This is a genomic window from Novosphingobium sp. 11B (assembly GCF_054589055.1).
On sequence record NZ_BAAILP010000002.1, the window covers coordinates 1 to 13,753 of the forward strand.

General features: G+C 62.7%; 13 protein-coding genes and 1 pseudogene. 8 read left to right on the forward strand and 6 right to left on the reverse strand.

Annotation, left to right across the window (positions count from 1 at the left end):
• A partial coding sequence (locus tag ACYPYD_RS00090) for a hypothetical protein (RefSeq protein WP_459661595.1) occupies positions 1-288 on the forward strand: 288 nt, incomplete at its 5' end.
• A 347-nt stretch (positions 289-635) separates the two neighbouring features.
• On the opposite strand, the gene ACYPYD_RS00095 is transcribed toward ACYPYD_RS00090, so the two are convergent.
• Positions 636-953 carry a hypothetical protein gene (locus ACYPYD_RS00095; RefSeq protein ID WP_459661597.1) on the reverse strand — a complete coding sequence of 106 codons (318 nt, stop codon included), beginning with the start codon at positions 951-953 and terminating at the stop codon, positions 636-638.
• Between the two features lie 25 nt (positions 954-978).
• Positions 979-1,320 carry a hypothetical protein gene (locus ACYPYD_RS00100; RefSeq protein ID WP_459661599.1) on the reverse strand — a complete coding sequence of 114 codons (342 nt, stop codon included), beginning with the start codon at positions 1,318-1,320 and terminating at the stop codon, positions 979-981.
• 236 nt (positions 1,321-1,556) lie between these two features.
• On the opposite strand from ACYPYD_RS00100, the pseudogene ACYPYD_RS00105 reads away from it, so the two are divergent.
• The 3 genes and pseudogenes from ACYPYD_RS00105 to ACYPYD_RS00115 all read left to right on the forward strand — a co-directional run.
• Positions 1,557-1,777 (forward strand): annotated as a pseudogene (locus ACYPYD_RS00105) (integrase); the annotation flags it as partial.
• Positions 1,778-1,911: 134 nt separating this feature from the next.
• Positions 1,912-2,160: a helix-turn-helix domain-containing protein gene (locus ACYPYD_RS00110; protein ID WP_459661601.1), complete on the forward strand. Its 249-nt coding sequence runs from the start codon at positions 1,912-1,914 to the stop codon at positions 2,158-2,160.
• A gap of 3 nt (positions 2,161-2,163) precedes the next feature.
• Positions 2,164-3,498 (forward strand): type II toxin-antitoxin system HipA family toxin, encoded by a 1,335-nt coding sequence (locus ACYPYD_RS00115; protein WP_459661603.1) that lies wholly within the window; start codon positions 2,164-2,166, stop codon positions 3,496-3,498.
• Between the two features lie 284 nt (positions 3,499-3,782).
• On the opposite strand, the gene ACYPYD_RS00120 is transcribed toward ACYPYD_RS00115, so the two are convergent.
• The gene (locus tag ACYPYD_RS00120; RefSeq protein WP_459661604.1) at positions 3,783-4,379 is read right to left on the reverse strand and encodes a TetR/AcrR family transcriptional regulator; all 597 of its coding nucleotides are present in this window, start codon (positions 4,377-4,379) and stop codon (positions 3,783-3,785) included.
• A gap of 99 nt (positions 4,380-4,478) precedes the next feature.
• Here ACYPYD_RS00120 and ACYPYD_RS00125 point away from each other — a divergent pair, with 99 nt between their 5' ends.
• The 3 genes from ACYPYD_RS00125 to ACYPYD_RS00135 all read left to right on the forward strand — a co-directional run bounded on the left by ACYPYD_RS00125 (position 4,479) and on the right by ACYPYD_RS00135 (position 7,549).
• A complete protein-coding gene (locus ACYPYD_RS00125; RefSeq protein WP_459661606.1) occupies positions 4,479-5,399 on the forward strand; it encodes an SDR family oxidoreductase in 921 nt (306 codons plus the stop codon).
• Positions 5,400-5,463: 64 nt separating this feature from the next.
• A complete protein-coding gene (locus tag ACYPYD_RS00130) occupies positions 5,464-6,531 on the forward strand; it encodes a metallophosphoesterase (protein WP_459661608.1) in 1,068 nt (355 codons plus the stop codon).
• Between the two features lie 43 nt (positions 6,532-6,574).
• Positions 6,575-7,549: a 3'-5' exonuclease gene (locus tag ACYPYD_RS00135; RefSeq protein WP_459661610.1), complete on the forward strand. Its 975-nt coding sequence runs from the start codon at positions 6,575-6,577 to the stop codon at positions 7,547-7,549.
• A 414-nt stretch (positions 7,550-7,963) separates the two neighbouring features.
• On the opposite strand, the gene recQ is transcribed toward ACYPYD_RS00135, so the two are convergent.
• On the reverse strand, positions 7,964-9,847 hold the full coding sequence (gene recQ, locus ACYPYD_RS00140) for a DNA helicase RecQ (protein WP_459661612.1): 1,884 nt from the start codon (positions 9,845-9,847) through the stop codon (positions 7,964-7,966).
• Between the two features lie 63 nt (positions 9,848-9,910).
• The gene (locus ACYPYD_RS00145) at positions 9,911-10,501 is read right to left on the reverse strand and encodes an NUDIX hydrolase (protein WP_202902859.1); all 591 of its coding nucleotides are present in this window, start codon (positions 10,499-10,501) and stop codon (positions 9,911-9,913) included.
• A 249-nt stretch (positions 10,502-10,750) separates the two neighbouring features.
• Between ACYPYD_RS00145 and ACYPYD_RS00150 the strand changes: the two genes are divergently transcribed.
• A complete protein-coding gene (locus ACYPYD_RS00150; protein ID WP_459661613.1) occupies positions 10,751-10,957 on the forward strand; it encodes a hypothetical protein in 207 nt (68 codons plus the stop codon).
• A gap of 42 nt (positions 10,958-10,999) precedes the next feature.
• Here the strand turns inward: ACYPYD_RS00150 and metH are convergent, their stop codons facing one another.
• Positions 11,000-13,636, reverse strand: coding sequence for a methionine synthase (gene metH, locus ACYPYD_RS00155; RefSeq protein WP_459661615.1), 2,637 nt, complete (start codon positions 13,634-13,636; stop codon positions 11,000-11,002).
• Positions 13,637-13,753: the final 117 nt, after the last annotated feature.

Genomic DNA, 13,753 nt, shown 5'->3' on the forward strand with positions numbered 1-13,753 from the left:
ACGTCAAACCAACGTTTGGCGCCGCATCAATTTCGTCAACCACTGCTCGAGCTCCTCAACGTCTCGCGCAGATCTACCCCTCAAAAACCAACCAGAATACGTGGGGTCGGTGCAGCGGTTACCGATCTCCTCCTCGATGCAGCCTTTCTCCCAGCGGAACAGCAGCGCGCCGAGATGAGATTTCAGCGTTGCCCAGCTGTCAGCATGCTTGCCTCCTCATCGACGAACCCGCCGAAGCGCAACCCGCTTTTTGCAAGCGCCTGTAACAGCCCGAGGGTGGATTCATGACCGCCGCCATCGCAACATGGACGCCATGCGGCGCCAGCGCGCCGCCGAGCGCCCGCCCGACAAGCGATCGAACCGCACCGCACTCGGTCGCACCTTCCGCGACGATTGCGATCCGGCTCAGAAACAGCTCGGGATCACGTGCGCGATGCTGCTCGGTGACGCACCACCTTCGTGCCGCCCGACAGCAGCCTCGATCTCCTCAAGATCGGCTTGGGGTATCGGTCGTGCCACGCGGCCTCCTTAGTTGCGCGCAATCTGAACCGCGCAATTAAGTGAGGCAATGCGCAACCATTTCGAGAATCGCGCAATTATATCCATTTCGCGCAATCTTAGTTGCGCGATGGCTGTCAGTCGTCCTTGGCAGCGATATGGCTGCAATATGAGCAAATTCCCTCATCGTAGCCCGCAAGCGCATCCTTGATAGGGATCCGAGAGTGACAAACCATGCAGTTTTGCCATTCGAACGCCTCCCCGCACAGCGCGCAGCCGCCCTCGAAGTTGATATAGGCGTCCTCTCCGCAGGCCGGGCATTCGAACACGGGGCCGGATTCGCCGCTATCCTTCATCCGAATATAGGCATCCGCTTCCAGCGCGCGTTCGACAGACTCTAGGATCATGGCATCGACGGTGGGCGCGGCTCCACAGGCTTGGCAGAGTAACGCCATATTCGCTTGATCGGTGTTGAGCGGGTCATTCTGCGCAATGAGAGCTGAACCGCAATCGTCGCACCGGAGATGGGCCGCCGCCACGGTTGTCGCCACCGGAATAGAGCGGTGTGAACAGGACGAGCGGCTCGTCATAACCATCGAAGAAGGCGGTCATTAAGCCGAGCGATTGACCGGGAACGGCTATGTCGGGCACGAGGTAGATCTTGAACCCGTTATTGATATGGGCCGTCAGGATGAACTCCTTGCCAGCCTTGATGATCAGACTGAAGCGTCCGCCCGGAAACTGCACTGGCTGAAACCCGTAGATCAGCTGACCGAGGTGCGAGAGAATCTCCGGATGATCGAGTGAGAACATGCGGGTCATATAGAGGCCGAGCGCCAGATTGGCGAAGCCTTCCGATCGCGCGACGCGTGCCCTCCTGAATCCCCCGCCGCTTGATCGAAGCGAGAATCTTTCTGTTGATCGCGACCCGCGTTTCGAGCTGCCTAGCCGTCAGATTACGCTTTTTCATCGTGCTCTGCTGGAAGCCATATTCCCAGGCATTGATGATCCCGCGCTCATGGAAGAGCACGGTCCGCCCAGCTTCAATTCGTTCATTCACGCTCCTCAACGAGACGGGGCAGTTCAATCCCGATGCGATTGAGCGCTAGCTGGCACACATGGAGAACAATGGAGTGCGGCGCGCGTATACGCGCGGTGAATTTGGAACGAGCGAGTTGCCTTGATGCAGTTTTGGTCTGACGAGCTGGAACGGCTTCGTAGTGGAGCCAAGATTCTCAAGCCCCACGTCGCAACGCGGAAACGTCCAGACGCGGCCTGACATGAATCGATTTTCATGGAAATTATAACCTGAAGGTTATAATATGTATTTACTCCCTACAGGGTATATCTCTTGATAATACCTTGTAGGGTATATATCATGAATATACCTCGCAAGTTATAGGAGCGGCGCTCATGGAACAAGTGGTACGGCTTCCTAGTCAACTAGGCGCTCTGCTTCAGACGGAGCGACGGCGTCGATCCATGAGCCAGACGGACCTTGCTAGTAAAGTAGGGACGCATCAAAAGACGATTTCTGCCATCGAGAACGGAAGTGAGGGAGCGAAGCTTGAAACACTTCTGGGCATCATCGCTGCTCTCGATCTGGATATGCAGATCGTACCGCGCCGAAAGACCGGCAAATCGATCGAGGATGTCTTTTAGGCTATGGCGCGCAAGAAAAACCATGCTCCTCTCGATGTCCTGATCAACGGGCGCCTTGTCGGCCGTCTTGAAAAGGCTGCCAATGGTGCGACATCCTTTCAATACGCCGCAGAATGGCTCCAATGGGAGCACCGGTTCGCGGTATCGATGTCCTTGCCGTTGCGCCTGGATGCTTACCGCGGCGCGGAGGTTGCCGCCGTCTTCGACAATCTGCTGCCGGATCGCGACGCCGTGCGCAGGCGTGTTGCAGAGCGGATGGGGGCGCAAGGCACAGACTATTACAGCTTGCTGGAGGCAATTGGACGCGACTGCGTCGGCGCGATGCAATTCATTCCCGAGGGAGCGGCTCTGGATCCCGCAGGACCAATCGAAGCCCAAGTGGTCAGCGATGCGGAGATAGAGGCAATGCTGGCGGACCTTGCCAGCGCTCCTCTGGGTGTCGACCGTGAGCGGGAATTCCGGATATCGGTGGCTGGCGCGCAGGAGAAGACGGCGCTGCTGCTGAAGGACGGGCGCTGGTGGCGACCACTAGGCACCACCCCGACCACACATATCCTCAAACCGCAACTCGGCCAGATTCCGACGTCCGACGGTATGATCGACATGTCCGACAGCGTCGACAACGAGCACTATTGTCTGAAGCTGATGGAGGCCTTCGGGCTGAAAGTGGCGGCGACGGAAATAAGCACATTCGGACAACGGCGCGTCCTCGTCGTAGAGCGGTTTGATCGCCGTTGGCGCGATGGTAGCCGCATTCTGCGCCTCCCTCAGGAAGATTGTTGTCAGGCACTCGGAATTCCACCAACGCGCAAATACCAGAGCGATGGTGGGCCAGGCATGCGGCAGATGCTCGAATTGCTCCGGGGTACCAATGATCCGCAAAGCGACCAGGCCGCCTTCTTCAAGAGTCAGATACTGTTCTGGCTCATGGGCGCGACGGACGGGCACGCAAAGAATTTCAGCCTTTTCCTCGAGCCGGGAGGTGGGTTCCGATCGACGCCCTTCTATGACGTCCTCTCGGCCCAGCCAGCGTTCGACAAGGGCCAGATCGCCCAAAATCAATTCCGCATCGCAATGTCGGCCGGCAAGAGCCGCCATTTCCGGATGTCGGAAATCATGGGGCGACATTTTGTGCAGAGTGGCAAAGCTGCAGGCCTCAGTGCGAAACTGATGTCCGACGTAATCGCGGAGCTTCTGGATACGGCGGTTAGCGCCCCGGGAAAGGCATTGTCGGTCATGCCCGACGACTTCGCGGCAGGGGTCCACGAAAGCGTCTCGGCTGCTTTGACAGCGCGATTGCCACGACTGGCCAGTTCCATGGCAGATCTTGGTGAATAATAACGGTATGCAGTGAGGCTGCTTGGGGAACCTGTCAGTTGGCGCGGAGCCTGCGAAGCCGATATGCCGACGCATTCGATGGTGCTCACCACCGAGCCAAGCGCCCGGATCGCAACACTCTCGATGATTCGACCAGATACCGCGATTACCCGAGGTCCACACAGGGGCGTCTGCTGAATGGCAGGAATCTGCGTCGTCGACGATGCCTCACACTGAAGGCGACGGGCAGCTATCTGCCGAGCTGGAACAATAAGCTGTCGTCCCGGAATCGGCCAAAGTGCGGACTATTCGCGGACGTCGGGCGCTTGCCCGGCTACTCGGCGTAAGGCTGCGAATGCGGTCCTGCCGAAAGTGTCGGGACCGATATCATTTCCGGCGAGCCAAGCCTGGGTCGATAATTTCAGAATACCGATTGCGGCCGTCGCAGTGACGCGGCATTCGATGTCGAGCTCGGGGCGTCCCTTTCGCTCAGCAAGTGCCTGAGCGAGGACGCGCTCAACCTTCTCGTACTTGGCCTGGTCGCCAGCGCTGAGCGCGGGGGTGTCCTGAATGAGCCTGGCAAGGTTGCGCGCGGGTTCCGTGATGTGACTTCCCGCCAGTTCCAGAAAAGCGTTCTCGACCATGTCCAGCAAAGGCTCTTCGGGGGGACGACGCCCTATCGCCTCGGCAATGAGGGCCGGAAAATCGGCCTTGGTGGAGAAGACGATCTCCTCCTTCGACCCGAAATAATGGAACAGACTGCGCCGCGAGACGTCTGCAGCTTCGGCGATGTCGTCGAGTGTCGTCGCCTCGAACCCGCGCTCCAGGAACAGGCGCATGGCTTCGTCTTGGATGCGGGTGCGGGTCTGCGATCGCTTGCGTTCGCGCAGGCCGATCTTCACGGGTGAGATAGATTCTTGCACGTCTTGTATATTTGCACTGAGTGCACAATATCGCGCTCAGCGCCCTCCTGTGGCTGATCGATGCGAAGGATAGCAAATATGGCGAGCTGGACCACCAAGGATATTCCCGACCAGTCCGGCAGGCTGGCGATCGTCACCGGAGCGACCGGTGGACTGGGTTTCGAGACAGCCCTCGCTCTGGCCGCAGCCGGCGCCGAGGTGATCCTCGCGGCCCGGAACCCGGACAAGGGGCGCGCTGCCGAAACGCTTATCCGCAGCCGTCATCCCGGTGCTCAGGTACGCTTCGATCTCGTCGATCTCGCCAGCTTTGCCTCGGTCCGGGATTTTGCAGATCGGCAACTGGCAAGCGGGCGCCGGATCGATATCCTCGTCAACAATGCCGGCATCATGGCGCTGCCTCGGCGTGAAGCCACGATCGACGGGCATGAGATGCAGTTCGCGACCAATTACCTGTCGCATTTCGCGCTGACGGGGCTGCTGCTGCCGCTGCTGATTGCGGGGAGGGCGCGCGTGGTCGAGGTCTCCAGCATAGCCCATCGCAGCGGCAATATCCGGCTTGAGGACCTTGATTACACGCAAGGCTACAAGCCCTGGCCGGTCTACGCGCAGTCCAAGCTCGCGATGCTGATGTTCGCGCTCGAACTGGACCGGCGCAGCAGGGCGAAAGACTGGGGGCTGACCAGCGTCGCGGCGCACCCTGGCGCTGCTGCCACTGACCTGATCGCCAACGGCCCGGGGCCCGGCAGCCGGCTGATGGCCTGGGGCGGCTCGATCGCGCTCAAGCTGATCGGCCATTCCGCCGCTGACGGCGCACTGCCGCAAGTGATGGCAGCGACCATGCCGAGCATCCGGGGAGGTCAGTATTTCGGGCCGCAGGGTCTGCGAGAGCTGAAGGGCCCGCCGGGCCCTGGCAAGATCGAACCGCAGGCGCTGGACGCCGAAGTGGCCGCGCAGCTCTGGTCTCGTTCCGAGGCGCTGACCGGCATCGCCTTCGGCTGAAGCATAGGCGATGTTCCATCTGATCTTCGCACTGCCATGGGCCTACGTCGTTGCGCGCACGCTGATGCCGCTGCCCTGGGCAGACGGCATCAAGCTGGCGATTGCCCTGGTGCTGCTCGTCGGCTCGCAGTCTCATCTATGGAGCCGCCTTTCGTCGGGATCGGTGTTCAGTCCGGAATTCCCGCGCCCGTTCATCATTCTGCTCAACTGGCTGTTCGGAGGCATCGCCCTGCTGGCCGTCTTCCAGATCGCGCTCGACGCGGTGAGGCTGGTGGCATGGTTAGTCGGGATCGGCGGCGCGGCCCCTTGGGTTGAAGCTCGCTACGCCATTGCCGGGATGGCCTTCGTGCTGGCGGCGATCGGCGTCTGGCAAGCCATCGGCGTGCCGCGCCTGCGTAAAGTCTCGATAGCGATCCGGAACCTTCCGGAAGCCTTCGACGGCTATACCCTCGTTCACCTCACTGACTTGCATATCAGCAGGCTCTTTCCCGCGAGCTGGACCCGCGCCGTGGTCGAGGCGGCCAATCGTCTGGAGCCTGACCTGATCCTGATAACGGGGGACGTGATCGACGGCAGCGTCGAGAACCGGCGTGCAGGCGTCGAAGCCTTGCGCGGACTGAGTGCGCGCGATGGGGTCTGGCTCAGCCCCGGTAATCACGAATACCTCTCCGGTTACGATGCGTGGATGGCGCACCTTGCCTCGCTGGGCGTGCGGGTGCTGGCGAATGCTCATGCGGTGATTCAGCGCGGCGATGATGCGCTGGTCATTGCTGGCCTTACCGATCCGTCGGCGCGCGGTGTCGGCAAACCGCTCCCTGACCTCGGGAAGGCTCTGGATGGGGCGCCGTCCGGCGCACCGATCATCCTGCTCGATCACGAGCCCGGGCAGGCGCGCGAAGCGGCGGAGCGCGGTGTTGCGCTGCAACTATCAGGGCACACTCATGGTGGCATGATCGTCGGGCTCGACCGTCTGGTCGCGCGAGGCAATGGCGGCTTCGTCTCGGGATGCTACGCTGTTGGCGACATGGCCCTCTACGTCAACAACGGCACCGGCATCTGGCCGGGGTTTGCTCTGAGGTTGGGCAAGCCTTCCGAACTGACCTTGATCACCTTGCATCGCGCGATCGGCTGAGCGCGCTGCCATTGAGCGTGTGGTTTGAGGTCGATCGGTTTCCATGCGCTTTGGCAGCTCCGAAGGTTCACGTGTGATCGCGCAGCAGTCCGACTTTCGCTTAGCTGTTGCTGAAGCTAGAGAGCCGGACATGGTGACCGTCTCGCCCGATGCCTATAATCGAGCCGCTTCGCTGCTGGCCGAAAATCCCGAATACCGTGTGCTGCGCAAGCTTCGTCCGGTGGCGGGGTTTCATCGCCCGGTGCCTGGCGCTCGCAATCGGATCGGCGTTGCGATTGATGTCGAGACCACCGGACTGGACTACGAATCCGACCGGATTATCGAACTCGCCCTGCAGCGATTTCGCTACGACGATGCCGGGCGCATCGTGCAGGTCGGTCAGGCCCGCGTGTGGCGTGAAGATCCGGGCGTGCCCCTCGATCCCAGGATAACGAAACTGACCGGCCTGACCGATGAGGTCGTGGCGGACCAGGTGATCGACGATACCCTTGCGCTCGAAATCCTGACCTCCGCCGATCTGATCGTCGCCCACAATGCTCGTTTCGATCGGCCATTCGTCGATCGCAGACTACCCGCGCTTGCCGGCAAGGCCTGGGCCTGCTCGATGTCCGAACTGGACTGGCTCGAACTCGGCTTCGACGGGCGTGCGCTTGCCCATCTCGTCTCGCAGTGCGGCTGGTTCTATGAAGGTCACCGGGCCGAAAACGACATCCTCGCGCTCATATACCTGCTCGCGCATGACTTGCCGGACGGTGAAACCGTGATGGCTAGGCTGATCGCATGTTCGGAGCGGTCGTCTTTCCAGGTGAATGCGGTCGATGCTCCCTTCGATTCCAAGGACCGTCTGAAGGCGCGGGGCTATCGCTGGAATCCTGCGTTGCGTTTCTGGACCACCGAGATCGCGGAAGCGGATCACGACGCGGAGCGGGCCTGGCTGATGAGCGAGGTCTATACTGGTAACGGCGAGCCGGCATTCATTCCAGTCAGCGCCTGCGAACGGCATTCCAGGGTAGTCTGAATCCGCCAGTCTGAGGAATGCGCTGATCGATGCTTTCCTCAACATCTTGCGTTTGGGTTGTGGACACGGGCGTCGGATGGGTGAGCTTCTTATCTTGATCCTTTTCGTGTCGCAGTGTCGGGAGTGGCTTGAATGGCAGTAAAGGTGCTACCCCGCGCCTTTGGCGCGGCCGCGCTCTATCACCTTTTCGAAGGTGATCGTAAGTAGTCGAAAGCCACGGGAAACCGGGGTTTTTTGCTTTTCTGGTGATCGCGGGTTGCGCCTAGAAGAATCCGCCGTAACCGCATCGAGGCGCTTCTAGGGCTTTCGTTCGGCCAGTTCCCGCCTTGGATGGATCCAGGCGTCCGCTTCGCCAAACCGATATGCTTTCGGACGGGAAGGTCGATCTTGGCGGAATCGAAGAATTCCACGGGGTCAGGAGTGGCGCCGGATCACCTCGACGAACGCGTCGCCATAGGCTTCCAGCTTGCGTGTTCCGACGCCCCCGACCAAGCCGAGTTCCGCCAGTGAGGATGGGCGTGAGCCGGCCATTTCGCGCAAGGTCGAATCGTGGAAGATGACGTAGGGCGGGACGCCTGCCTCCTTTGCCAGCTCGCGGCGCAACTCGCGCAGCGCCTCGAACAAAGGGTCGCCGACGGGATTGGCTCCGGCATCTCCCCCGCGCGAGCGGCGTTTGCGGTCCTGTCTGGGCGGCACGACGATCGCTACTGCAGCCTCCCCCTTCAGGATCGCGCGAGCGTCTCCTCCCAGCGCAAGACCGCCGTGCTCGGTCGCGGTCAGGCTGCCACGCGCCTGCAGAGCGCGGGCAAGCGCTTTCAGCAGCGGCTTTTCGTCTTCGGTGAGGATGCCGAACACCGACAGCCTGTCATGCCCGCGCTGCAGCACGCGGTCATCGGAAACGCCGGTCAGCACTTTTTCCAGATGACCCAGGCCATAGGACTGCCCAGTGCGATAGACGGCCGATAGCAGCTTGCGCGCGACATCGGTGACATCGACCACGCCGACCGGCTGGAGGCAGTTGTCGCAGTTGCCGCAAGTCTGCGCCGGGGTTTCGCCGAAGTGACGCAGTAACACGGCGCGGCGGCATTCGGCGGTTTCGACCAGACCGGCCAGCGAATCGAGGCGCTGGCGTTCGCTCTGCTGGCGGTGAGGCTCGATCTCGGACAGGCGCTGGCGCGCCCGCGCGAAGTCGTCGGCGCCCCAGAACATGATGGCCACCGAAGGATCGCCATCGCGCCCGGCGCGGCCGGTTTCCTGGTAGTAGCCCTCGATCGACTTGGGGATGCCCGCATGGGCGACGAAGCGCACGTCGGGCTTGTCGATGCCCATGCCGAAGGCGACCGTGGCGACCATCACCATGTCCTCGCTCGCCACGAATGCGGCTTGGTTGCGCGCGCGGACTTCGGGCGGGAGGCCTGCGTGATAGGGCAGCACGCGGCGGCCGGTGTCGCGGGCAAGGCTCTCGGCCAGCTGCTCTACGCGTGCGCGGGTGGGGGCGTAGATAATCCCCGGACCGGGATTCTCCTCGACCACCGCCTTGAGCTGACGGCCTACGCTCTCGCGCGGGCGGATGGCATAACGGATGTTCGGCCGGTCGAACCCGGCGACGATCAGCCCCTCGTCGGGAATACCGAGTTGTGCGAGGATATCTCTGCGGGTGTGGTTGTCCGCAGTCGCCGTCAGCGCCAGCCGCGGGACTTGCGGGAACGCATCGAGCAAAGGGCGCAGCAGGCGGTAATCGGGACGGAAATCGTGGCCCCATTCGGAGACGCAGTGCGCCTCGTCGATCGCAAAGAGACCGACCCGGGCCGATAGCAGCAGTTCGCGGAAGTGAGGCTGGCTGGCGCGTTCCGGGGCGATGTAGAGCAGGTCCAGCTCGCCGGCGCGAAAGGCGTCCATGGTCGCCCCGCGATCGGTGTCGGCGCTGGTCAGGGTGGCGGCGCGGATGCCGTTGGCGCGGGCGGAGCGCAACTGGTCGTGCATCAGCGCGATCAGCGGCGAGACGACCACGCACGTGCCCTGCAGCAGCACGGCGGGCAACTGGTAGGTCAACGACTTGCCCGCACCAGTGGGCATGATCGCCAGCGTCGACTGGCCGTGGATAACGCGATCGACCACCAAATCCTGTACGCCGCGAAAGCCCGAGAAACCGAAGACGTCGTGCAGCGCTTTCGACACCGCCTCGCCGGAGGGTGGCGGCGCGGGCGTCCAGTCAACCTCGGGTGCATAAGGGTCGATCATGTCGGCGTCGGGTTCGCCGTAGAAGGTCGTCTCGAAAGGCCAGTCGTCGTCGTTCACGGTGCGCGTTATGGCAGATCAGGACGGCGAGGGGAAACCATCGGCAGGCAAGTTTCCGGTAATTTAACGACGATCGGCCCACAATTGCGGGTGCTTCAGCAGCAACGCCTGCGCGAGGATCAGCGTCTTTGCGTCTGACAGTTCTCCGCAGAGCGCCATGTCGCGCAAGGCGTCGAGCCCGATCTCGTGGACGGTGATGTTCTCATCCTCGTCGTGCGCACCGCCGCCCGCAGCGATGCGGTCTTCGTGTGCATACTGCGCGAGATAGAGCTGTACTCGCTCGGTCGAGGCGGGGCACAGCGACCACATGTTGGTCACCGGTTCGAGATCGGAAATGCGCAGGCCGCCTTCTTCGAAGGCTTCTTCGACGATGCGCGCCTCTGGCGAAGTGCCGTCGAGGTTACCGGCAATGACCTCCAGCAGTGGCGGTTCGCCCGCATCGAGCACGCCCGCGCGCGGCTGGTCGATCAGCATGCACACCCGGCGCACCGGATCGTATGGCAGCACTGCCACGGCCGAGCCATTGTCAAGCAAATGGCGCTCCACCACGACACCGTCGGGCATTTCCACTTCGAGGCGATAGAACTTGTACCATCCGTCGTAGACGAGCGTTCGACTGATGATGCGGGAAGAAATGGTGCGTGCTGCGGTCATGGGATCAGGGTGGTGGCGCAGTGTTCATGTTGCAAGTGCGAATAAGCCTTTTGGGCAGTTGTGGCATATCCCTAGCCGGGCGGTAGCGATGGCTTTGCCGGGAGCCTGATAATTCTCCGGGTGCGGCAAACGATTGAATGTGAATCGGCCCAAGGGGTGGGAGGCAGCCGTCAGAATCGGGAAGAGACAAAGATGGGTTGCCATGCACACGACGCGTCCGCGAAAAACGAGGATTACCGGCTGTCCTGGTTGAGCGAGATCGAGTTCGCCGAAAAGGCGCTTGTGCTCAAGATGCTGGCGCGCGAAGTAGGGCAGGATCATGCGGCGGCAATCGACGAGTTGGCTTGCCGGGGGCTCGACGCAGCCCTGGCGGTGCTCACCGTAGCCGTGGGCGAGAACGTGGCCGATGCCTACCTGCGCCACCGCGCGCTGTGGCGGGCGGGGCAGGCGGGCTGAAAGTGGCGCCGTCCCGGAGCAAGTCGGGGACGGCGCATCGCTTTAATCCAGATTGGGCCGCAGCCAGCGTTCGGCGGTAGGAAGATCCACATCGCGGCGCACGGCGTAGTCCTCCAACTGGTCGCGGCCGATACGGGCGACGCCGAAGTACTGGCTTTCCGGGTGCGCGAAGTAGAAGCCCGAAACAGCCGCCGTCGGCAGCATCGCCTGGCTTTCGGTCAGGACGATGCCGGCGTTGTCCTGCGCCTTGAGCAGATCGAACAGGATGGGCTTGAGCGAATGGTCCGGGCAGGCGGGATAGCCCGGCGCCGGGCGAATGCCGCGATATTCCTCGCGGATCAGCGCTTCGTTGGTGAACTGCTCGTCCGGCGCATAGCCCCACAGGGTCGTACGGACATGGGCGTGGAGGCGTTCGGCGAAGGCTTCGGCGAAGCGGTCGGCCAGGGCCTTGAGCAGGATGTCCGAGTAGTCATCGTGGGCGGCCTTGAAGCGTTCCAGATGCGGCTCGATGCCGTGGATGCCCACCGCGAAACCGCCGAGCCAGTCGCCCGCGGGATCGATGAAGTCCGACAGGCAGAAGTTTGCGCGGCCGCGCGACTTCTTGAACTGCTGGCGCAGCATTGGCAGGCGGGTTGCCCCGGAATCGCCGGCATCGAGGAGAACGTCGTCACCGTCCGAGCGGGCTGGCCAGAAGGCGCAGACGCCGCGCGCAGTCAGCCATTTCTCGTCGATGATCTTTGCCAGCATCGCCTGCGCATCGGCAAAGAGGCTGGTGGCGCTTTCGCCGACGACCTCGTCTTTCAGGATTGCGGGGTAATTGCCCGCCAGCTCCCAAGCGCGGAAGAACGGGGTCCAGTCGAAGGTCTCGACCAGATCCTTGAGGTCCCATTCCTCGAAGACATGCAGACCCGCCTGCGCGGGCGCGGCGGGTTTCTGGGTGAAGTCGGTGGGGAAGGCGTTGGCGCGCGCCTCGGCGAGCGGCAGCAGGTCGCTCTGGCCCTTGTTGGCGCGGGCCTCGCGCACCTTCTCGTAGTCGATCGCGACCGAGGACTTGAAGCCCTCCGCCTGCGTGTCGGACAAGAGCTGCGAGGCGACGCCCACCGCGCGGCTGGCGTCGAGCACGTGGACCACGGTGCCGGTATAGGCCGGGTCGATGCGCAGCGCTGTGTGGACCTTGGACGTCGTCGCGCCGCCGATCAGCAGCGGGATGTTCATCTCGGCGCGCTGCATTTCCTCGGCCACGGTCACCATCTCGTCCAATGAGGGGGTGATGAGGCCGGACAGGCCGATGATGTCGGCCTCGTTCTCGTTCGCCGATTCGAGGATCTTTGACCACGGCACCATGACGCCAAGGTCGATCACTTCGTAGCCGTTGCACTGGAGCACGACGCCGACGATGTTCTTGCCGATATCATGGACGTCACCCTTGACGGTGGCCATGATGATGCGGCCCTTCGCCTTGGACTTGGCGTCCTTCTCCGCCTCGATGAAGGGGATGAGGTGCGCGACCGCCTTCTTCATCACGCGCGCCGATTTCACGACTTGCGGGAGGAACATCTTGCCGCTGCCGAACAAGTCGCCGACCACGTTCATGCCGCCCATCAGCGGGCCTTCGATCACCTCGATCGGGCGGCCACCGGCAGCGGCGATCGCGGCGCGGGCCTCCTCGGTGTCTTCCACGACATAGGCGTCGATGCCGCGCACCAGCGCATGTTCGATGCGCTTGGTCACGTCCCAGCCGCGCCATTCCTCGGCGGCCTTTTCGGCGACGGTGTCCTTGCCCTTGTAGCTTTCGGCCAGCTCGATGAGGCGTTCGGTGGAGGTCTTGCCGTCTTCGCTCACGCCGGGGCGGCGCATCATGATGACGTCTTCGCAGGCCTCGCGCAGCGCCGGGTCGATCTGGTCGTAGACGTCGAGCTGCCCCGCGTTGACGATCGCCATGTCCAGGCCCGCCGGGATCGCGTGGTACAGGAATATCGAGTGCATCGCGCGGCGCACCGTCTCGTTGCCGCGGAAGCTGAACGAGAGGTTCGACAGGCCGCCCGAGAAGTGGACGTGCGGGCAGCGCGCGCGGATTTCCGCCACCGCCTCGATGAAGTCGAGCCCGTAGCGGTCATGCTCCTCGATGCCGGTGGCGACGGCGAAGACGTTGGGGTCGAAGATGATGTCCTCGGGCGGGAAACCGATGCCGACGAGCAGCTTGTAGGCGCGCTCGCAGATTTCGATCTTGCGCTCCTTGGTGTCGGCCTGCCCGGTCTCGTCGAAGGCCATGACGACCACGGCGGCGCCATAGGCCATGCACTTGCGTGCATGTTCCAGGAACGGCTCGACGCCTTCCTTCATCGAGATGGAATTGACGATCGGCTTGCCGGACACGCACTTCAGCCCCGCCTCGATCACGTCCCACTTGGAGCTGTCGACCATCACCGGCACGCGGGCGATGTCCGGCTCAGCGGCGATCAGCTTGAGGTAGGTGGTCATCGCCTCGACGGCATCGAGCAGGCCCTCGTCCATGTTGACGTCGATGACCTGCGCGCCGTTCTCCACCTGCTGGCGGGCGACTTCGATGGCAGCGGGATAGTCGCCGGCCATGACCAGCTTCTTGAACTTCGCGGAGCCGGTGACGTTGGTGCGCTCGCCGATGTTGACGAAACGGGAGCCGGAAGGGGTGGCGGTCATGGGTGTTGTTCTCGGTTCAGGAGGTGCGTTTGATCGATGGTGCGTGCTGGCCCACCCCCAGCCCCGCCCGCAAGCGGGAGGGGAGAAGAACAGTGACTCCCCTCCCGCTTGCGGGCG